This window comes from Pontibacter sp. LHS1 (assembly GCF_058932855.1).
This window is the reverse complement of the sequence record NZ_JBZYWF010000010.1, coordinates 40,105-60,702: the sequence shown is the minus strand read 5'-3', so window position 1 is coordinate 60,702 and position 20,598 is coordinate 40,105. Positions and strand designations below refer to the sequence as shown.

General features: G+C 50.1%; 18 protein-coding genes. 12 read left to right on the top strand and 6 right to left on the bottom strand.

The window, feature by feature from the left end:
* Positions 1 to 126: 126 nt before the first annotated feature.
* Complete coding sequence (locus tag AC5FXQ_RS17180) at positions 127 to 576, bottom strand: YkvA family protein (RefSeq protein WP_493603648.1); 450 nt, start codon at positions 574 to 576, stop codon at positions 127 to 129.
* A 198-nt stretch (positions 577 to 774) separates the two neighbouring features.
* On the opposite strand from AC5FXQ_RS17180, the gene AC5FXQ_RS17175 reads away from it, so the two are divergent.
* Positions 775 to 1,356: an SRPBCC family protein gene (locus AC5FXQ_RS17175; protein WP_493603647.1), complete on the top strand. Its 582-nt coding sequence runs from the start codon at positions 775 to 777 to the stop codon at positions 1,354 to 1,356.
* A gap of 36 nt (positions 1,357 to 1,392) precedes the next feature.
* Here AC5FXQ_RS17175 and AC5FXQ_RS17170 read toward each other — a convergent pair whose 3' ends face one another.
* Positions 1,393 to 2,808, bottom strand: coding sequence for a PhoH family protein (locus AC5FXQ_RS17170; RefSeq protein WP_493603646.1), 1,416 nt, complete (start codon positions 2,806 to 2,808; stop codon positions 1,393 to 1,395).
* 269 nt (positions 2,809 to 3,077) lie between these two features.
* Between AC5FXQ_RS17170 and AC5FXQ_RS17165 the strand changes: the two genes are divergently transcribed.
* The gene (locus AC5FXQ_RS17165; RefSeq protein WP_493603645.1) at positions 3,078 to 3,557 is read left to right on the top strand and encodes a toxin-antitoxin system YwqK family antitoxin; all 480 of its coding nucleotides are present in this window, start codon (positions 3,078 to 3,080) and stop codon (positions 3,555 to 3,557) included.
* Between the two features lie 453 nt (positions 3,558 to 4,010).
* Here the strand turns inward: AC5FXQ_RS17165 and AC5FXQ_RS17160 are convergent, their stop codons facing one another.
* Positions 4,011 to 4,631 carry an AlbA family DNA-binding domain-containing protein gene (locus AC5FXQ_RS17160; RefSeq protein ID WP_493603644.1) on the bottom strand — a complete coding sequence of 207 codons (621 nt, stop codon included), beginning with the start codon at positions 4,629 to 4,631 and terminating at the stop codon, positions 4,011 to 4,013.
* 154 nt (positions 4,632 to 4,785) lie between these two features.
* Complete coding sequence (locus tag AC5FXQ_RS17155) at positions 4,786 to 5,163, bottom strand: DUF3127 domain-containing protein (protein ID WP_493603643.1); 378 nt, start codon at positions 5,161 to 5,163, stop codon at positions 4,786 to 4,788.
* Positions 5,164 to 5,332: 169 nt separating this feature from the next.
* Here AC5FXQ_RS17155 and AC5FXQ_RS17150 point away from each other — a divergent pair, with 169 nt between their 5' ends.
* The gene (locus AC5FXQ_RS17150) at positions 5,333 to 6,259 is read left to right on the top strand and encodes an isoaspartyl peptidase/L-asparaginase family protein (protein WP_493603642.1); all 927 of its coding nucleotides are present in this window, start codon (positions 5,333 to 5,335) and stop codon (positions 6,257 to 6,259) included.
* On the opposite strand, the gene AC5FXQ_RS17145 is transcribed toward AC5FXQ_RS17150, so the two are convergent.
* Complete coding sequence (locus tag AC5FXQ_RS17145; protein ID WP_493603641.1) at positions 6,256 to 7,152, bottom strand: cyanophycinase; 897 nt, start codon at positions 7,150 to 7,152, stop codon at positions 6,256 to 6,258. The genes AC5FXQ_RS17150 and AC5FXQ_RS17145 overlap by 4 nt on opposite strands.
* 350 nt (positions 7,153 to 7,502) lie before the next feature.
* On the opposite strand from AC5FXQ_RS17145, the gene AC5FXQ_RS17140 reads away from it, so the two are divergent.
* Positions 7,503 to 8,006 carry a YciE/YciF ferroxidase family protein gene (locus tag AC5FXQ_RS17140; protein ID WP_493603640.1) on the top strand — a complete coding sequence of 168 codons (504 nt, stop codon included), beginning with the start codon at positions 7,503 to 7,505 and terminating at the stop codon, positions 8,004 to 8,006.
* A gap of 147 nt (positions 8,007 to 8,153) precedes the next feature.
* Here AC5FXQ_RS17140 and AC5FXQ_RS17135 read toward each other — a convergent pair whose 3' ends face one another.
* Entirely contained in the window at positions 8,154 to 10,052 is a 1,899-nt protein-coding gene (locus tag AC5FXQ_RS17135) for a M1 family metallopeptidase (RefSeq protein WP_493603639.1), read from the bottom strand.
* A gap of 332 nt (positions 10,053 to 10,384) precedes the next feature.
* Between AC5FXQ_RS17135 and AC5FXQ_RS17130 the strand changes: the two genes are divergently transcribed.
* The 8 genes from AC5FXQ_RS17130 to AC5FXQ_RS17095 all read left to right on the top strand — a co-directional run bounded on the left by AC5FXQ_RS17130 (position 10,385) and on the right by AC5FXQ_RS17095 (position 20,428).
* Positions 10,385 to 12,130: a L,D-transpeptidase family protein gene (locus tag AC5FXQ_RS17130; RefSeq protein WP_493603638.1), complete on the top strand. Its 1,746-nt coding sequence runs from the start codon at positions 10,385 to 10,387 to the stop codon at positions 12,128 to 12,130.
* Between the two features lie 36 nt (positions 12,131 to 12,166).
* Entirely contained in the window at positions 12,167 to 12,697 is a 531-nt protein-coding gene (locus tag AC5FXQ_RS17125) for a plastocyanin/azurin family copper-binding protein (protein ID WP_493603637.1), read from the top strand.
* Positions 12,698 to 12,871: 174 nt separating this feature from the next.
* Positions 12,872 to 13,576, top strand: a complete 705-nt coding sequence (locus tag AC5FXQ_RS17120) for a Crp/Fnr family transcriptional regulator (protein ID WP_493603636.1) — start codon at positions 12,872 to 12,874, stop codon at positions 13,574 to 13,576.
* A gap of 315 nt (positions 13,577 to 13,891) precedes the next feature.
* Positions 13,892 to 16,300 carry a heavy metal translocating P-type ATPase gene (locus tag AC5FXQ_RS17115; RefSeq protein ID WP_493603635.1) on the top strand — a complete coding sequence of 803 codons (2,409 nt, stop codon included), beginning with the start codon at positions 13,892 to 13,894 and terminating at the stop codon, positions 16,298 to 16,300.
* Positions 16,301 to 16,433: 133 nt separating this feature from the next.
* Positions 16,434 to 16,619 carry a cbb3-type cytochrome oxidase assembly protein CcoS gene (gene ccoS / locus AC5FXQ_RS17110; RefSeq protein WP_493603634.1) on the top strand — a complete coding sequence of 62 codons (186 nt, stop codon included), beginning with the start codon at positions 16,434 to 16,436 and terminating at the stop codon, positions 16,617 to 16,619.
* Between the two features lie 144 nt (positions 16,620 to 16,763).
* Complete coding sequence (gene ccoN / locus AC5FXQ_RS17105) at positions 16,764 to 18,950, top strand: cytochrome-c oxidase, cbb3-type subunit I (RefSeq protein ID WP_493603633.1); 2,187 nt, start codon at positions 16,764 to 16,766, stop codon at positions 18,948 to 18,950.
* A 90-nt stretch (positions 18,951 to 19,040) separates the two neighbouring features.
* On the top strand, positions 19,041 to 19,235 hold the full coding sequence (locus tag AC5FXQ_RS17100) for a hypothetical protein (RefSeq protein ID WP_493595743.1): 195 nt from the start codon (positions 19,041 to 19,043) through the stop codon (positions 19,233 to 19,235).
* 8 nt (positions 19,236 to 19,243) lie between these two features.
* Positions 19,244 to 20,428 (top strand): c-type cytochrome, encoded by a 1,185-nt coding sequence (locus AC5FXQ_RS17095; protein ID WP_493603632.1) that lies wholly within the window; start codon positions 19,244 to 19,246, stop codon positions 20,426 to 20,428.
* Positions 20,429 to 20,598: the final 170 nt, after the last annotated feature.

Here is a 20,598-nt window from a genome sequence, read left to right as displayed (position 1 = left end):
AGATCTTTCTATTATGCCGAGATGACAATGCAGGTTATTCAAATACCTGTGCACGATTCGGACAGGTCGCGACCTGTCCCTACAGCATTACAGCTTTCAAATCCTCAACTCCCAAACTCTTAAACTTTAAAGCGTTCCCATCGTCGGCTCAAAATTCCTGTTGCTTTCCCAGGTTTTGAAATTGGTGATCTCTTTCTGAAACGAATCGATGAACCAGGCCATCAGGCTGATGTCGTCGAGGAAACCGATCACAGGTATAAAGTCGGGAATCACGTCGAGTGGCGTGACGAGGTATAGCAGCACGGCCACACCTGCGAGCAGCGACTTGTTTGAAACCTTCCGGTATGAGCCGTTGATGTAGGCTTTCACCAGTCGGATGAATGTCTGCATCACTTCCTTCACCTGATCAAAGCCGCTTTTATTGCTCTCCACATCCACCAGCTTGCCATAGGCCGTGGTGAGCAGCATGCCCAGCTTCACCGGCTTCGACACCAGTGCACCGGCCTTTCCCATAAAACCCTTGAAAATAGTGTGCTGCGATAGTTTTAGTCCTTTATTAATAAGATCCTGAATCATGTTTATGTCATTTGTTTGGCACTTATACGGCATCAGGCAGCTAATTGGTATAAACAGTGGCAACAGGCAAAACAGGGCAACTTTCTGAAGAAAAAATATTCTTGTCAACTTGCTTGTCAGTCTTGTTTTTTCTCCTTTAAATTGGTGTACCTTTAGCATCAAATTATCCCATACACCTACAGGCATGTCGCATTGTATATGAAAGCGCCACTTATCGTGCTGGTGTCGTTGCTGGTAGCTTCGGCCGCAGTTTATTTCGGTTCTTTTCTGCTTCCTGACTCCTACGAGGTCAGACGTACCATTGTGGTCAATGCCAGGCCAGAGCAGGTCTTTCCATACCTGAACAACCCAACAGAATGGGAAAAGTGGAATGCCTGGAACAAAGCCTATGACCCCACCATGATTCGCCTTTATGGTGGCCCCCTCACCGGCAAAGGGGCTTACCAGGAGTGGAACGGCGACAAAGTAGGTATGGTGAAAGTACACTTTACAGACAGCACACCACCATCCGAGCTTTACTACAAACAACTCACGAAAGGAGAGGAGTTTGAGACCATCGGCATCTTCAGCCTTGAGCCGCTCGAAGATGGTACGCGGATCGTATGGCAGCAGCGGACAAGAGTAGCAGACGACCCCTACAATAAGTATAGAGGCTTCTTCAGGAAACTAAAAATCGAACAGGAAGCAGAGCAAAGCCTGCTATCACTTAAAGCTTTGTTCGACCCCATAGCAAAAGCAGAAAGTAAAGCACAGTTAGCGAACAGAAAAGGCCGCAGCTAGGTATAGCAGCGGCCTTTTGCCTTTATTCAGGTATAGCTAGAGCAGCTCGTTTGCCAGGTTCGCCAACTCAGACCGCTCCCCCTTCAGCAGCGTAATATGCGCGTACAGTGGGTGGTTACGGGCCCGGTCGATCAGGTAGGAGAGACCATTACTCTGTGAGTCCAGGTAAGGTGTGTCGATCTGATACACATCGCCTGTAAACACGATCTTGGTGTTCTCACCTGCCCGTGATATGATCGTTTTCACTTCATGCGGTGTCAGGTTTTGCGCCTCGTCCACAATGAAGTAGATATTCGAAAGGCTGCGCCCCCTGATGTAGGCCAGCGGTGTGATCACCAGCTTCTCCAGCTCCACCAGATCCTTGATCTTCTGGTACTCTTTGCTGTTCTCAGCGTACTGGTTCTGGATATACTTCAGGTTGTCCCAGAGCGGCTCCATGTAGGGGTTGAGCTTCGATTTGATATCGCCGGGCAGGTAGCCAATGTCTTTGTTGCTGAGCGGCACAATAGGCCGCGCCAGGTAGATCTGCTTGTAGTCGCGACGCTGCTCCAGGGCACTGGCCAGGGCCAGCAGGGTCTTGCCCGTACCTGCCACACCCTGTATACTCACCAGCTTGATGCGCGGATTTAACAGGGCATGCATGGCGAAAGTCTGCTCGGCATTGCGTGGCTTCACGCCATAAGCAGTCTGCTTGTCTACACGCTCAAACTGATCCTCAGCCGGATTGTAATAGGAGAGGATCGAGTTCTTAAAGCTTTTCAGTACATAAAAGTGATTGTCAGGGGGTGTCTCTTTGATCACTTTGCCACTCTCAGAACTGCCTTTTTCATACAAGTCATTGATCACACCCGGATCGATCTCTTCAAGGGTGTCGCTGCCCGTGTACAAGCCGGCCACATCCTGAATTTTGCCGGTTTCATAGTCTTCCGCAGTCAAATTAAGGGAGCGAGCCTTGAGGCGCAGGTTGATGTCTTTGGTTACGAGCACCACCTTGCTCTTCGGGTAATCCTGTTGCATGTGCAGGGCTGAGTTCAGGATGTGGTGGTCGTTTTTGTCTCCAAAAATCTTGGTGGCATCCAGTTTGGCACTGCCATTCATCATCACCTTGAACTTGCCTTTTGTCTTGCCATTGAGCGGAATCCACTCCTGCAGCATGTGCTCTGAAGAGAGCTTGTCAACGAAGCGGATAAACTCCCGTGCCTCAAAGTTCTTGATGTCGTTGCCTTTTTTGAAGTTGTCAAGCTCCTCGAGCACCGTGATGGGTATAGCCACATCATGCTCCTGGAAGTTCTGAACCGCGCTGTGGTCGTAGAGAATGACGGAGGTGTCGAGTACGAAAATTTTCTTCTCTTTTGTATCAGATGGTTTCTTGTTAGCCGGGGCTTTTACCTTGCTGGCCGTGCGGGAAATTTTTTCGGTGTTGTCCTGGGTTGTCTTCGTCTGTTTGGGCATAAGGGAAGGGCTAAAGGGCTGAACATACTCTTTTTACGCAATAACATAGCGCTTAGTCTATCTTTGAAAGGAGCATTTTCAGGTCACGCACATGCCTTGTTACCAGGAATAGAATTTCCTGTTTTTTAGTCTTCTGATACATAACTGTTTACAATAAAAACATGTATAACTAAATGATTAGTTATGTTAGAAAAATTATTTATATTTGATTAAAGATTCAGGAAGAGCTAATGCTCCATTTATGCGGTATTATAAATATGATTGGGCGTATGAAAACAATTTATACCTTCCTTCTGGTGCTGCTTTTTGTCATGCCACTGACTGTACAAGCGCAGACGAAGCCTAAAAACGGTATCTGGCCTTTCAAGATCAACCGATTCGACAAAGAGGGGCGTCACCACGGCCGCTGGAAGCTATACCTGTCAGACAACACCACGTTGTTGCGCAACGGACGGTTCAAGCACGGGCAGGAGCGAGGTAAGTGGCGCTATTACTACCCCGACGGCAGCCTTCGGAAGATCGAGTATCACAAGCCAAACTCTTTAGAGTTTTTAGTCAAGCTGTTTCACGACAACGGCGAACTGGAAAAACAAGGTATGGCTAGAGTAGTAGAAACAGAGCGCGTCATCCACTATTACTGGTTCGGCACCTGGCAGGTATACAACCGCGCCGGACAGCTCACCCATACCGAGTATTATGAAAAAGGGAATGAAATGAAGTTGGAGTTGAGTAGGGATTTTAGGGAGTAGGGTGCTGCCAGGAGGGTGAATTGTCTGAATCAGGATTTACAGGATGCTTGGATTTACAGGATTTTCGTGCACGATTGTGATCACAATGGTACAAGCCTGGTACATGTAGTTTCTATTACACACCATTGGCAGGTATTGAAAGACATCCTTGCCCCTGAAGCAATAAAACAAATCACATTTGCCAAGTGCACCTTTTGACTACCCACTGTCTGAGCGTTCAGCGAGTGGGGGTAGGGGCCCTCGATTTTTTCATCAAGGAAAAAAGTGAGTGCCCGCCGCAGAGGCGAAAAGGCTACCCGGCTGGCCAAGCCATGCAATGAAACAAAGTCAGTTCTTTTATATATACCTTGAATATACTTATACCTGGGCCAGAGGCCCCTCTATACCAGTCACGAGCGTGGACGCTCGCGCCATATAAAAGAGCATCGCCGGCAAGGCGAAAACTTTACAAGATTAACTTAAAGTATAATACTCCTCCTTCTCCTTATCATGCAGCCGCAGATACCCATGAATAACTAACTTCACCAGCATCCGGTAAGCCCTTCTTTCAGAAAGATTCGCAATCTTCATATACTGCCGCAGCGTGACACGGCGGTTGAGCGCCAAATAATCTAACACGGCAAGCTCGTGGCGGTCTAGAGGGATGCGCTCAAAAGTAGGTTCATCCGTCTGCAGGGACTTCTCCACCATTTTGCTGGTCTGCACACTGGTATCCTTTACCCGCACATAGCCGCGCCAGTCATCCTCCTTCACCTTCGCAAAATGCGGCTTCGCCTTACTTTCCGGCACTATTACTTTCAAAATAGTATGGCCATCCAGCTCCACTTCTTCATATGTTAGTTGCAGAGGAGGGTCGCAGTAAAAACCAGCAGCCAGTTCGAGTGTATGTTTTTCCTCCTCCGGGTCTATACCCACCACTTTGCCATTATCTTTCACGCCGATCAGGATAGTGCCACCGCGGGTGTTGGCAAAGGAAACCAGGGTGCGGGCTATTTTGTCAGGCTGCGTGACACGTTGCTTGAAATCTACCTGATCGTTTTCGCCCTGCCAGATCAGGCGCTGTAAATCATCCATAGTCAGAAGGGTTCAGGTATAGCGGCTATACCTCGTTATACTATTAAAGTCGCTGGCAGTAGGTTTTGTTTTAGGAAGCCAGCATTATCCTGTGCAGGACGAGCATAAAAAAAGCGAGCCTGTCGGGGCTCGCTCTCATTATACGCAATATGTATTAGAAAGGCAGATCGTTGTCTGCATCGCTGCTGTAGAAAGAAGGAGCCGCTGATTCCTGAGCAGGAGCACCAGCTGGAGCACCAAAACCACCAGTGGCGGCAGCACCCTCGATACGCCATGCCTGCAGGTTAGTGAAGTACATGGTCTGGCCGTTCTTTGTGAATGGCTTACCAGTCAGGTTGAAGGTAACTTTCACTTCGTCACCCTGCTTGTAATTGTCGATCAGGTTACACTTGTCTTGCGTCAGTTGGAACTTGCAGTACTGCGTGAACGAACCGTCCGGAATCTCCAGTACAAACTCACGCTTTCTGAACTTTTCACTTACCTGCTGTTCCTCAAACACTTCGTACAGCTTTCCTTGAATATCAAACGACATAAAATAAACTTTATAATGAATAGATTGACCTAAGGACAAATATACAAAATCTTTGGTTTCGGCGGGACTGAAAAATTGACAGCTTTACTAATTTTTGACCATTTACCAGCCTTCTAAAACAGCCGGACCCCTATAGGCGTAGGAGCCTACTATAACGCACCTGTTACCTATGCAAAACCTAGCCATTGCCATACACGGAGGGGCCGGCACCATAACACCCGCCTCTATGACACCCGAATTGGAGAAAGCCTACAAAAGAGCCCTGTCACATGCACTCAAAGAGAGTTATGGCGTCCTTGAAAAGGGGGGAAGTGCCCTCGATGCCGTAGAGCTGGCTGTCGCGCTGCTGGAAGATTCGCCATTGTTCAATGCCGGGCGTGGCTCTGTGTTTACAAAAGAAGGCAAGCACGAGATGGATGCGGCTATCATGTGTGGCAAAACGCTGGAGGCCGGTGCTGTGGCAGGTATACGCAGCATCCGAAACCCGGTGCGTCTCACACGGGCGATCCTGGAGCACTCTGATCACGTGTTCCTGAGCGGTTATGGGGCAGAGGAGTTTGCCCGGAAGTATGATATCGCATTTGAGCCCGAGGAGTATTTTTATGACCAGCATCGCTACAAGCAGTGGCGTGAGGTGCGCGATACCGACATCTTTATGCTCGACCATACCGAAGAGCGGAAGTTCGGCACAGTAGGCGCCGTGGCACGCGATAAGAATGGCGACCTGGCAGCGGCCACCTCTACGGGTGGAATGACCAATAAAAACTATAACCGCATCGGCGACAGCCCTGTGATTGGGTCTGGTACCTATGCCAACAATAAGACCTGCGCCATTTCCTGCACGGGGCATGGAGAGTACTTTATAAGGGCGGTAGTCGCCTACGATGTCTCCTGCCTGATGGAATACAAGGGCTATACCTTGCAGGAGGCCTGTGATGAAGTGGTTATGAACAAGCTGGTTAAGTTTGGGGGCGAGGGTGGCCTGATCGCAGTCGATAGCAGGGGGAACCTAGCCCTTCCATTTAATTCGGAGGGAATGTACAGGGGTTACCGCACCAGCGGCAGCGAAGGCAAGGTGGCCATCTACAAAAACTAGCTCCGCGACTCCGAAGCCAGTTCGTTCTTCTCTACGTCTTCCATGTCTTTATAGAAGGCGCGTGAGTTTATGTTGAACACATTGCCCTTGGCCAGCACATGCATCATCATACCGGCAATGGCTACCGGACGCCCAGGCTCTATTTCATTGATATTGGTATACTCCACACCATGTCCATCCACAATCACGACCAGGTTAGAGCCTATGGTTTCGATCATATGACCGTCTGTAATCAGCACGCCGGTATCTTCACCCAGTCCGATGCCTACTGTTTTAGGATGAGTGACCACGGCTTCCATCAGGCGACCAAAGCGGCCCCGGATCACAAAGTGAGAGTCGATGATCACCCCACCGATCAGGCCAAAGCCACGGCCCATCTTCACTGAGCCGCGCAGCAGGGCCTCCGTCGAACTGCCCCCCTTGATCATGATCTCTGACATGGCCATGGCACCTGCGCTGGTACCTGCCACGATGAAGTCCTCGTGCCAGTACCGGTCATGTATGATCTGTAAAAACTCCGTGTCTCCAAAAATGCGGGTGAGACGGGACTGGTCGCCTCCGCTGAACATAACCCCGTCGGCCTTGCGGATACGCTCCAGGTACTCTGGCCGCAGGGCATCTTCTTCTTCCCGGATGTGCATCATATTTACTTTCTCGCAACCCAGTATCCCGAAGGCACTTTCGTAGCGTTCGCCTACTTCCTCAGGTATAAGCGAGGCAGTTGTGATCACCTCAATGGTGGGGTTGCGGGCAGGTATCTCGTTCAGAAAGCGCTTTAGTATACCCAGCTCAAAGAAATCAAGGTAGTATTTCTTTTTATGCTTGGGATTCGGGTATGAGCCTTTGTCTTCATTTCCGCCAATGGCTATCAGCTTTCCTTTTGGTTTGTCCACGGGTACTTCTCTTTTATGCTAATTGTATACTTATTGTACAGGGATGCTGCCTTACAACGGTAGCACACTCCCCTAAGATTACCCATATTCTGGAAAATCGTTACGGCAAGCATGCCTTTATTACGTATTAAGGCCATATTTATTTGTTTCTGCTATTTGTGCTCAAAAAAACAGGTATAGCCTAGACAATACATATATCTCAAATGTTATATACCTCCTTGTTATGTGATCTTACTATATATATTTTATCTAATTAAAATTATATTTTTAAACCTCAGCCATATCCTGCCGTATAGTAATCACACAAGCTTAGGCTTATAATTATTTACGACGCTAAACCTTTCCAAGCTATGAAACTAAACAACCTGAATGACTTATTCATCCACGAACTCAAGGATATCTACAATGCTGAAAAGCAGATTACCAAGGCGCTGCCACTGATGGCCAAGCAGGCTTCTACTTCACAGTTGAAAAAGGCCTTCGAGATGCACCTCAGTGAGACAGAGACACAAATTGAGCGATTGGAGCAAGTCTTCGACATGCTGGGCATGAAAGCCTCCGGAGAGAAGTGCAAGGCGATGGAAGGAATCATCAAGGAAGCGCAGGACATGATGTCTGAAAACGCTGACTCGGATGTGATGGACGCCGCCCTGATCGCTTCGGCACAGCGTGTGGAGCACTACGAAATTGCCGGCTACGGCACTTTGTGTACTTATGCCAAGCAGTTGGGTCACAAAGAGATTTTGAACCTGCTGCACACGACACTGGAGGAAGAGAAAGCCACAGACTTAAAACTAACTGATCTGGCTGAAAGCAAGATCAACGTAAAAGCAGAACACAAAGGAGCAAAGTAAGGCTCCAAACGAAATAAGGAAAAAAATCTGTCCTTTCCCCATGCTAACCAAGCTGGCCAGAAGGAGACAGATTTTTTTCATTTATACCTGTTGCAAAACAAAAGCCCCGCAGCTATGCGGGGCTTTTGTTTTATCTGGTGGCTATACCTATTTCAGCATGGCATCCAGTGTGTTGGTAGACACAGCATGATAGTTTGGCTTTGCCCGCACGTAGATTTCCTGCGCTTTTTTCTTACCCTCCGGGGTAGCGGCAAGCGCTCTGTAGATCGGCACCAGGAATTTGCGGCGTCCTACATTGGTCAGGAAGTTATCAAGCGCCTGATCAGCCGGTTTGTAGCCATTGCGGATCGTATGGATGAACCAGGCGGCCAGCACTTCGGAGTTGCCGGAGTTGGTAAAGCCAAAGGCCTTGTCCAGCTCCGCTAATTGCTGCTGGCTCATCTGCTCTGGCAGCAAGCGGATAAAGTGCAGCCATTCGTGGCTTGACCAGTCCTTGGTTTGCAGCTGGCCGGCCGGTTTGCCGCCCTGCCAGGCCTTGAACGACTCTTCTACCTGCGCAAAACGCTTTGATGTCGGATTTATGTGATCTTCCGGAAGACCTGGCGTGTATACCCAGCCCTCGATATTGATCTGCTCCGCAATTTTCTCGTCGCCCTGAATCAGCTCCTTGCGCAAAAAGTCCAGGAAGAGGTCGGTGTTTGTGCTCTGGAAAGCAAAAGTCTGGAAATACTTGTTCAGGAACTGGTCAAAGCGCTCCCGGCCAACCACACGCTCGATGTTCTGCAAAAAGAAATTGCCTTTTTCGTAAGCGATATCTGTCAGACCTTCATCCGGATCGCGGCCTTCGAGGTCCAGCTTCAGGCGTGTGTCATCGCTGTTGCGACCCAGCTCGTCCAGCGTGTGCTGCAGGTCCTGGTAGCCCAGCACGTTCAGCATGTCGGCATAGTCTTTTCCGTAGATTTCCTCCATGATGCGGCGCTCAAAGTAAACCGTGAAGCCTTCGTTCAACCAGAAATCATCCCAGGTGCCGTTGGTTACCAGATTGCCGCTCCAACTGTGCGCCAGTTCATGCGCGATCAGGCTGGTCAGAGAGCGGTCTTTGGCCAGTACGGTAGGAGTTACAAAAGTCAGACGTGGATTTTCCATACCTCCGAATGGAAAGGAAGGAGGCAGCACCAAGAGGTCGTAGCGGTCCCAGCGGTACTTTCCGTACAGCTTCTCAGCGGCCACCAGCATCTTGTCCATCTCTGCAAACTCGTACACGGCAGCATCAATGGTAGCAGGCTCGGCATAAATTCCGGTTTGCTGCCCGATCGGTTTAAACACCATGTCACCCACGGAAAGCGCCATGAGGTAGGAAGGGATCGCCTGGCGCATTTCAAAGGTATAGCTGCCGGTGCTGTTTTTCTGCTGCGGGTTCTCTGCACTCATCACGGCCATCAGCTCCTTCGGCACCTGCACTTTGGCGCTGTAGGTGATGCGTATGCCCGGGCTGTCCTGAATCGGAATCCAGGTGCGGGCCAGAATCGCCTGCGACTGCGTGAACAGGAACGGGTGCTTCTTGCCTGCCGTCTGCTGCGGATTTAGCCACTGCAGCGCATCGGCATTGGCAGTCGTGCGATACTGTATCGTCACGTAGTCCGTCTCAGGCTGTATGGCAATGATCAGCGGACGACCGAGGAACTGCTTTTCGTCACCGAGCCTGAAGGTGGTCGGCGTCTGCTCTTTGCCCAGGTATACCTGCTCAATTTCCAGTCCGCGTGTATCGAAAATAATCTCGTTGCCTTTGGCCAGGTTTTCGATCTGATAAGAAGCCTTGCCGGAAATCACTTTCTGTTCAAAGTTCACGGATATGTCGAGGTCCAGGTGGCGGGCCACAGCCTCTGCCGGCTTGGCGAAGCTGTGTACATCGTTTGGCGCTTGGGCCATGCCTTGTTGTGCTGCAGTCATAGTTTCATCTGTCGTGGTCGTTTGGGTAGAGCAGGCGCCCAGTTGCAGACTGCCGGCCAATCCAAGTCCAAGTAAAATTTTACGGTATGGAGTCATTGTATACTTTAGTTATGGTGTGGTAAGATACATTTTTTGTGATGAACAGTAAAGTATCAGAGTCCAAACGTATCGACTGGCGCTTACTGTACGTAATATGTTATAGAGGCTCGCTTCTGAAAGTGAAGTTAATCTGCTGTGTCCCGCGGAGATAGGCTGATTGCTTTCAGCATGCTATGCAGCCTTGTATAGAACATTTTATGCCGGTTTGAAGTACATAAGGCAAAACCAAGACAAAAAGGCAACCACTACTGGAAAATAGCACAATTTAAAGGGTGATATAATTCTACCGGATTATCAACCTAACCCAGTAGGCCATTAAACCAACACACATGAACCCTTTCATCCTAAGAAAAATAAAACCTATAGGCCTTGTCATCCTCTGCCTGTTCAGCTTTGCATCCTGCAACCAGAGCGGAGAGAGCAAAGAAGAGGGCACTGGCGGCGTAAAAGAAATGCTGGGCCTCAATACCCTGACGGCCACTGAAACGGACAGTCTATACATAAAAGACTATATTTCCAAACAAAAGCAGTTCAAAGAACATGAAGACCTGATCTACCAATTCTACGGCGACCGTGAATACCGGCTGGCCTGGTTCAAAGGATCTGATCTGGTACCGGAGTCAGAGAAGTTGCTGACAACGATCGACAATGCCTCGAAAGAGGGACTTGACCCCAAAGAATACAAAGTGGTGGCCATAGATGAAATGATCAGCCGCTACAACGAATTGGGGCGCAAGGACTCCGCCCGTCTGGAGTTGCAGCAGCAGATCGATATTGCCCTGACCGGTACTTATTTCAACTATGCTTCTGATTTTTACCGGGGCCGCATCAATCCAAGCAACGTCAAGCAGGTACAGTGGGGCGTGCGCAACAACAAAATAAAACTGCACAAGGCGCTTCAGACCATTCTGAAGGAGCGTGAAAGCACCTACCCATACTATGAATTTGAAGCACTGCATAAAGGTTATATTGACCTTCGGGACGCCCTGCAGCAATATCGTGACCTGGAAGCCAAAGGCGGTTGGGCAAAGGTAGAACTGGGAAACCGCAAAATACTGGAGAAAGGGGATACGGCAGCCGCCGTCATTTCGCTCCGTAAGCGCCTTGACCCGAATGCACAGATCAATGCTAACGACCCGGCTATGCGCAAGTTTGATGACAAACTGGAGGCGCAGGTCAAAGCGTTTCAGGAACTACACGGTCTCGCACAAGACGGCAAGGTAGGCGGCAACACGCTGCGCATGATGAATGTGCCGGTAGAAGACCGTATTCAGCAGATTATGATGAACATGGAGCGTTGGCGCTGGATACCAAAGCGACTGGTACCTAAGAGCTTGGATCAGAAGTACGTTTGGGTGAATATCCCGGAATACAAGCTGTATGTATATGAAGATCCGAGTAACAGTCCGGAGGCGGAGCGTTCCTACAAAAAATCGATGGAAATGAATGTGATCGTGGGCAAGGAGCTGAATTCCACGCCTATCTTCAGCGATAAGATGGAGTATGTGGTGCTTGCACCCTACTGGAATATTCCCAATAGTATTGTAGAAAAAGAGATTGCACCGGCTGTGGCCCGAAACCCAGGTTACCTGGAGAGCCAGAACATGGAAGTCGTAACGAAGGAGCGCAATCCGAAGCAGATCTCCCCATCGTCCATCGACTGGTCATCTGTGACTGAGAAGACCTTCCCTTATATGGTGCGCCAGCGTCCGGGACCGAAGAACGCCCTGGGCACCATGAAGTTCCTGTTCCCGAACGAGCATGCCATATACCTGCACGATACGCCTTCCGGCTCCCTGTTCAGCCAGACCCAGCGCGGCTTTAGCCATGGCTGCGTACGTCTGCAGCGCCCCATGGACCTTGCCAAGTATGTGTTGAAAGACATGCCAGAATGGACCGAGAGCCGCATTCAGGAGACGATCAATGGGGGAGAAGAGACCTGGATCACCTTACCTAAAAAGGTACAGGTATACCTGGTATACTTCACCAGTTGGGTCGATGAAGATGGAAATGTCCACTTCCGGGATGACATATATGGACACGATAAGAGACTGGAGCAGGAGCTCTTTAGCTAAACTCCAGGTATAAGCACTCAATCTTAACACACATTTATGAAACAGGTATGGGTAATCGGTATGTTCTCTGTTTTACTGTTTGCCTCCGCATGCGGCAGCCAGCAGGAGACAGGTGACAGGCCGGAGAAAATAACAGAAGAGCCTCTGATGCAACAGGAAGAGGAGCAGGATACCACACTACAGGATGTGGAGGAAGTGAGTATCCGGGCTACAGGAGGCGAGGAACTGGAAAGCATGACCTTCGATCAGGACACAATCGAGGTAAAGGCTGGATCGCATGTCAGGCTGGCTTTTACTAACGAGGGAAAAGATCCTAAGATGATCTACAACATTGTATTTACGAAAGAAGGCTATTCAGCACAGGTTGCCCGGAGAGGGAGCGAGGCTGGTGCATCCGGCAATTACCTGCCCGACAGCACCTTGCTGCTGGCAGCTTCGCCACTGGCACTACCCGGCCAAACTGTGACAATGGAGTTCAAAGCGCCTGATGAAACCGGGGTGTATGAATTCGTAAACACGTACCCCAGCGAAACGCCACTGATGAAAGGAAAGCTGATTATCAAGTAGTAAGCCGTTCACCTGGTTTATTTATTAAGTAAAGCCCCTGCACACGAGCAGGGGCTTTCTTTTTGAGTTTTAAACACTTACAGGTATAGCCTTAGAACGAAATGCAAAAAAACCATGTTGGAAGGCGTACGATATAACAGGCGAATGCATACTTTTGCAGCATCCTGATTGCTTATGAAATTCACCAACCCTGACTGTCTGAACTGTTCGAGCCGAGCAAACTCCCTGCTGAGCTGCTGCAGAGCATCTGAGCTGTCGCACCTTTCTGAAACAAAATCATGTTTCGCATACAAGAAAGGGCAGCTGATATTTCATGAGGGGGGCAAGCCGTCAGGACTTTACTGCATCAACTCCGGGAAGATCAAAATTGCCAAGCTGGGTAGCGACGGAAAAGAGCAGATCGTGCGCCTGGCCAAACCAGGTGATTTGATCGGCTACCGTGCCCTGATGGCCGACACCAACTATTCTGCCTCGGCAGTTGCGCTCGAGGATGCCGTCATCTGCTTTATACCCCGCTCGCAGTTCCTGGAGCTGATCAGCCAGAACGTGGAGTTTGCGGGAGGACTGATGAAGCTGATCTCCAATGCCCTGGGTGAGGCAGAAGAGCGTATGGTACAAATGGCCTACAAGCCGGTGCGGGAGCGGCTGGCAGAGGCCCTGCTGCTGCTTCAGAAAACCTACCAGGAGCGTGAAGAAGGCGATCTGTTCACCATTTCCATCTCACGTGAAGACCTGGCCTCCATTGTCGGTACCGCTAAGGAAACCACCATCCGCTTGCTTTCTGAATTTAAAGACGAAGGACTCATCTCCGCTAAAGGCAGCTCCATCACTATTCTGGATCACGACAAGCTCTACAAGATCAGCCACATGTACGACTAAGCCGGTTGGCGCAAGGTATAAGGTACAGGCAATAAAAAACGGCAGCCGTATGACGCCTGCCGTTATTGTAGCTCAGTCTCTCCTCTAAGCTTAAATCACCTTATACTAAACACTAAACTTTGATCACAAAACAATATCTTCATAGGCTTGCAGTACGCTTGCGCTTGCCGTATTTGTCTTTCTTGATGTTACAAATTTCGGCCTTCCTTCCGGGCTATGCACTGAGTATTATCAGTTCAGAAAGTGACATGCATCATCTTTTAGGCTATACCATCCAATTACCTTTGTGTCAGACATTAATAAAGGATAATTGTGATGGAAGCCGCACTCCAAACCAATATTCAGAACTGCTATCACTGCGGGGATTCCTGTGGTGACGAGCCCATTGTAGCACACGAGAAAGCCTTCTGCTGCGATGGGTGTAAAGCCGTTTATGAACTTCTCGAAGAAAACAATCTCTGTACCTACTATAACCTGGAGGAAAGCCCGGGCCTGACTGGCAAAAAGCCGGTTTCGGATGCCCGTTTTGCCTATCTGGATGATCCGGGTGTGGAGGCGCAACTGATTAACTTCCGCAGCGACAAGATCTGTAAGCTGACCTTCTATATTCCGCAGATGCACTGCAGCTCCTGCATTTGGCTGCTGGAGAATCTGTTTAAGCTTAACCCAGGTATAGCCGAGACGACGGTGAACTTCATGCGCAAGGAAGTGGCCCTGACTTACTTCCACGAAAAGACATCTTTGCGTGAGGTAGTGGAGCTGCTGACCCGCATTGGCTACGAGCCCGCCATTACACTGGCCGACACAGACGGCAAGAAAACGACCACAAAGAGCCGCACCATCATCTACAAGCTAGGTATAGCCGGTTTTGCTTTCGGTAACGTGATGCTGCTGGCTTTCCCGGATTACCTGGATTTTACGCAGGGGCTGCAACACAATTTTGGTTCCTTCTTCGGGTACCTGAGCATCCTGCTGTCTATACCTGTGTTCTTCTACAGTGCCCGTGGATTCTTTACTTCGGCCTGGGAGGGGATCAAGCAGCGTATGGTCAACATCGACCTGCCGATCTCCACTGGTCTGCTGGCGCTCTTCTTTGTCTCCCTGTTCGACATCCTCACCGGCCGCGGCCCAGGCTACCTGGATTCGTTCACGGGTCTGGTATTTTTCATGCTGATCGGTAAGTACTTCCAACAGCGCACCTATGACACGTTGTCTTTCGACCGCGACTATACCTCTTATTTTCCGGTATCCATCACGGTGCTGAAAGAGAACGGCGAGGAAAGCTCTACTGCTGTACGAAACCTTCAGGTAGGCGACCGTATCCGCATTCGCAATCAGGAGCTTATACCTGCAGATGCCATTTTGCTGCACGGTCGTGCCATGATTGACTATAGCTTCGTGTCAGGTGAGTCTGAACCGGTGGAGAAGGTGGTCGGTGAGGTAATCTACGCGGGTGGACGCCAGGTAGGCGAGAGCATCGAGTTGGAAGTAGTGAAGGAGGTATCACAGGGTTATCTGACCCAACTCTGGAACGACACTGTGTTCTCTAAGAACGAAGAGCAGTACCTGCATACCTATTCCAATATCGCGGGCAAGTATTTCATTATCGTGACTTTGATGGTGGCTGCCGGCGCACTCGTTTACTGGGTGCCGCGTGACATGGATATCGCGATGAAGGCGTTTACGTCCGTGCTGATTATCGCTTGTCCCTGTGCTCTGTCTCTGGCTACGCCTTTCGTGCACGGCCATACCATGCGGGTGTTCGGACGCAACAAGTTCTACCTCAAAAACACCGGCGTAGTCGAGAGACTGGCTAAAATCGATACAGTCGTATTCGATAAAACAGGTACGCTCACAGAGCCGAGCGAAGCAGAGGTAACCTACACAGGCAAAACACTTTCACCTGAACAGGAACAATCTATACTTTCAGTGCTGCGTCACTCCACGCACCCACTCAGCCAACGCATCAGCGAGTCGATGAAAGGCAGCACGGCACCGGTTGCTGGCTTCCAGGAGTTTACCGGAAAAGGACTGGTGGGCGAAGTGAACGGCATGCTGGTGCGTGTAGGATCTGCCGCCTACCTGGGTATACCTGCCGATAAACAGAAAGACACACTCAAGACCACGGTTTATGTTTCTATAGACGGTGTGGTGCTGGGTTACTATTCCTTCTTCAACGTGTACCGAGACGGCCTGAGCAAAGTGCTAGGTGATCTGAAAGACAAGAAGATCGCTGTGCTCTCAGGTGACAACGACCACGAAGAAGCAAGACTGCGGGAGCTGCTCGGCGATGAAGCCGAACTGAATTTTAATCAGTCGCCGGTTCAGAAGCTGGAGTACATCCAGAAACTGAAGGAGCAGGATCACCGCCAGGTACTGATGGTGGGGGACGGCCTCAACGATGCCGGTGCCTTAAAGCAAAGTGATGCAGGTATAGCCCTGAGCAATAGCGTCACCAACTTCTCACCGTCTTGCGACGCCATTCTGGATGCGGAGTCATTTGACAAACTGAGCCTGTTCCTGAAATTCTCTAAAAAGACCATGACACTGATCCTGTTGACCTTCGCTGTGTCGCTGGTTTACAACGTGGTTGGTCTGACCATGGCGGTGATGGGACTATTTACACCGATTGTCTCAGCCATCCTGATGCCGATCAGTACGCTCAGCGTGATGACCTTCGCCACACTCTCCGTAAAGTACGCCGCCAAAAAAGCGGGACTTTGATAGTTGAGTGAATGAGTGATTGGGTGAATGAGTGAATAATATTCGCAGGTATTGACAATCACACATTTACCAATTCACTCATTCAGTAACTCACTCAATCGCTTATTCACTAACTCACTAAATCCAAAATCCCATGTATATCATATTTGTTCTTATCGCTGTCAGTGTGCTTGTAGCAGCCGGTTTCCTGGCCGCTTTCCTGTGGGCCGTTCGCTCGGGACAGTACGACGACGACTATACCCCAGCCGTTCGCATGCTATTCGAGAACGACTTCAACGGCATGCCTAAAGCCGAAAAGCCGGGCCAGAAGCAGTCATAAATCACCTCGATTACTGATGACAATCACCTCGAAGAATGACATTGGTCATCTTTTCGGAGGGGCCGATTTATCAATTTTGCACATGATTAACAAGCAAACAAACAGTATTTCACAACACACCTTAACCAATGGAGGACACCGCACATGTCAACTAATGTAGCAACTGTCTTAGAACCGAGCCCGAAACGGGTAGGTCAGGATTCAGGGGGGATCGAATCCTTTTTCTACGACAACAAGATCGTTCGCGACTTTGGCATCGCTACCGTATTTTGGGGCGTAGCCGGTATGATTATCGGTACGCTGATCGCGTTCCAGCTCGCCAACCCCGATGTGAACATGGGTAACCAGTACACAACATTCGGCCGTATCAGGCCACTGCACACCAATGCGGTGATCTTTGCCTTCGTGGGAAATGCCATTTTCATGGGTGTGTACTACTCGCTGCAGCGCCTCTGCAAGTCGCGCATGTACAGCGATAAACTGAGTAAACTGAACTTCTGGGGCTGGCAGCTGATCATTGTAGCCGCCTTGATCACGCTTCCGCTGGGTATCACGACTTCCAAAGAGTATGCTGAGCTGGAGTGGCCAATCGACATCGCCATCACACTGGTATGGGTGGTGTTCGGCTGGAATATGTTCGGTACCATTGCCAGGCGTCGCGAGAAGCACATGTACGTAGCCATCTGGTTCTACATTGCCACTTTCCTGACCGTAGCGGTACTGCACATTGTAAACTCGTACGAAATGCCGGTAACGTTCTGGAAAAGCTATTCTGGCTATGCCGGGGTGCAGGATGCCCTGGTACAGTGGTGGTATGGGCACAACGCGGTTGCGTTCTTCCTGACAACGCCCTTCCTGGGCCTGATGTACTACTTCCTGCCTAAAGCTGCTAACCGTCCGGTATATTCATACAGACTTTCTATTATACACTTCTGGTCGCTGATCTTCATCTATATCTGGGCTGGTCCGCACCACTTGCTGTATACCTCACTGCCTGACTGGGCACAATCACTGGGTGTCGTGTTCTCTGTAATGCTGATCGCTCCAAGCTGGGGTGGTATGATCAACGGTCTGCTCACGCTGCGTGGCGCCTGGGACAAGGTGCGTGAAGAGCCGGTGCTCAAGTTCATGGTAGTAGCGATCACCGCTTACGGTATGGCTACTTTTGAAGGCCCGATGCTGTCGCTGAAGAACGTGAATGCCATCGCGCACTTTACGGACTGGATCGTAGCACACGTGCACGTGGGTGCCCTGGGCTGGAACGGCTTCCTGACATTCGCGATGCTGTACTGGTTGTTCCCACGCCTGTATAAAACACAACTACACTCTAAGAAGCTGGCTAACGCGCACTTCTGGCTGGGTACACTGGGTATCCTGTTCTACGCCATCCCAATGTACTGGGCAGGTTTCACCCAAGGTCTGATGTGGAAAGAATTCACAGCAGAAGGTACTTTGCAGTATTCTAACTTCCTGGAGACTGTGCTGCAGATCATCCCAATGTATTATCTGCGTGGTATCGGTGGTGTGCTATACCTGAGCGGTGTGTTCCTGATGATCTACAACCTGTACAAGACGGCTAAGTCTGGTGCTTTAGAGGCAAACGAGGCGGCCATCGCTCCTCCGGTAGTGAAAGAAGTGAGCCACAACGCTGGTCACTGGCACAGCTGGATCGAGAAGCGTCCGATGCAAATGGCAGTTTGGGCTACGGTAGCGATCCTGATCGGCGGTCTGGTAGAGTTTATACCTGCCTTCGTGATCAAATCAAACGTGCCGACCATTGCCAGTGTGAAGCCTTATACCTCACTCGAGTTGCAGGGACGTGACCTGTACATCAAAGAGGGTTGTGTGAACTGCCATACGCAAATGGTTCGTCCTTTCAGATCGGAGACAGAACGCTACGGTGAGTACTCTAAAGCGGGTGAGTTCGTGTACGACCACAACTTCCTGTGGGGCTCTAAGCGTACCGGTCCGGATCTTCACAGAGTGGGCGGTAAGTACCCGCACAGCTGGCACTACCACCACATGCTCGACCCGACTTCCATGTCTCCGGGCTCTATCATGCCGGCTTACCCATGGCTGTTTGAGCAGGATGTGGACCTGACCACGACAGAGGCAAAACTGAAGGTGTTGAAGCAGCTGGGCGTTCCTTACGAGGACGAATACATCGCCAACGCGAATCAGGAGCTGATGAAGCAAGCCAATGCTATCACCGCCGACCTGGCCAAAGAAGGACTGGAAGTGCGTCCTGAAAGCGAGATCGTCGCCATGATCGCCTACCTGCAACGTCTGGGTACCGACATCAAGGTAAAAGCTGAAGAAGTAGAAGAATAGTAAACCTGACATTAGACTATAAGACAAAGGACAGAAGAGTAACTCTCAAGTCCTTTGTCAAAAAGTCTAGCAGTCAAAAACTTTAAGAAAATGTACAAGAACGTGTTACAAGCCATAGATGGCATTGAAATATACCCGCTCATTTCATTTACTATCTTCTTTTTGTTCTTCCTGGGTCTGCTGGTATATGTGGCCCTGATGGACAAGAAGTATGTGAGCAACATGAGCAGCTTTGCCTGCGCTGACGAGGATCAAGACCAAACAATAGGAGGGAACAGACAATGAAATCTCCCATGAATAAACTGAGACAACTTGCTCTTGCGGCCGGCTTTGTTCTGATGACGGGTGCTACGGCATTCGCGCAGGACGCAGTGCAGGGCAAGAAAATATTTGAAGGCAACTGCGCCGCCTGCCACAGCATGGATGCCGATGTAGTAGGACCAGCCCTGAAAGATGTGCACGAGCGCCGGGGTGATGAATGGCTGCATAAGTTCATCAGTAACTCCCAGGAGCTGATACAGTCAGGTGATGCGGATGCCGTGGCCGTTTACGAAAAATTTAAAAAGATGCCCATGCCAGCATTCGAAGGTTCTCTCTCTGACGACGACATCAACCACGTGATCGCCTATATCAAAGAGGCGAGCGCCGCTGCACCAGCTAAGGCAGAGGAGACTACAGCCACAACAACTGTTGAAGCTGACACACCGGCTACAGTGCAGGATGTCGCCTTCATGGATCTACCACCGATTGTACACTTTATTTACGGCTTGGTTGGTCTGATCATTCTGCTGATCGTGGTGGTGCTGTTCATGCTCTTCCGCCTGATCGTACCGATGATGGGCGACTCGCTGAAGGATGAAGAATTCCAGGCTACTTTCTCAGGTCGAGTATACGCCCTGCTGAGCGGTGATGCCACCGTGATGACGGGTAAGGCAAAGGATGAAATCCATTCCAACCATGATTTCGACGGCATACAGGAGTACGACAACGACTTGCCGCCTTGGTGGAAGTACATGTTCTATGTGACCATCGTATTCGCAGTAGGCTACATGCTGCACTACCACGTATTCCGCACAGGAGCGCTGCAGGCAGAGGAGTATGAAATGGAAATGCAGCAGGCGGCCCTGATCGCCGCCCAGAATGTGGAAGACCCGAATGCAGTTACAAACTTCCAAGTGCTGACAGATGCCGGTGCGCTTGAGTCTGGCAAGGCAATCTACCTGCAGAATTGCGCGGCCTGCCACGGCCAGGCTGGTGAAGGTACAGTAGGTCCAAACCTGACAGACGAATACTGGCTGCATGGCGGGGATGTGAACGATATCTTCAAGACGGTGAAGTTCGGTGTGCCAAGCAAAGGCATGGTGCCTTGGCAAGGTAAACTAACCAAAGACCAGATGCTGGAAGTAAGTAGCTACATCCTGTCACTGCAAGGCAGCAACCCGCCTAATGCCAAAGAGGCGCAGGGCGAGAAAGAGTAACCCAACACCCAACCTACATGAGAGGCAGGCATTCGAAAGAGTGCCTGCTTTTTGTGTTTTAGGGGATTACTGATGACAATCACCTGGAAGAATGATTTTGGTCATCTTTTACCAGGACGCGAATTCTGAATTTTGTATCAGCAAAGAGCAGCACAAGGCCGCTACTGGCT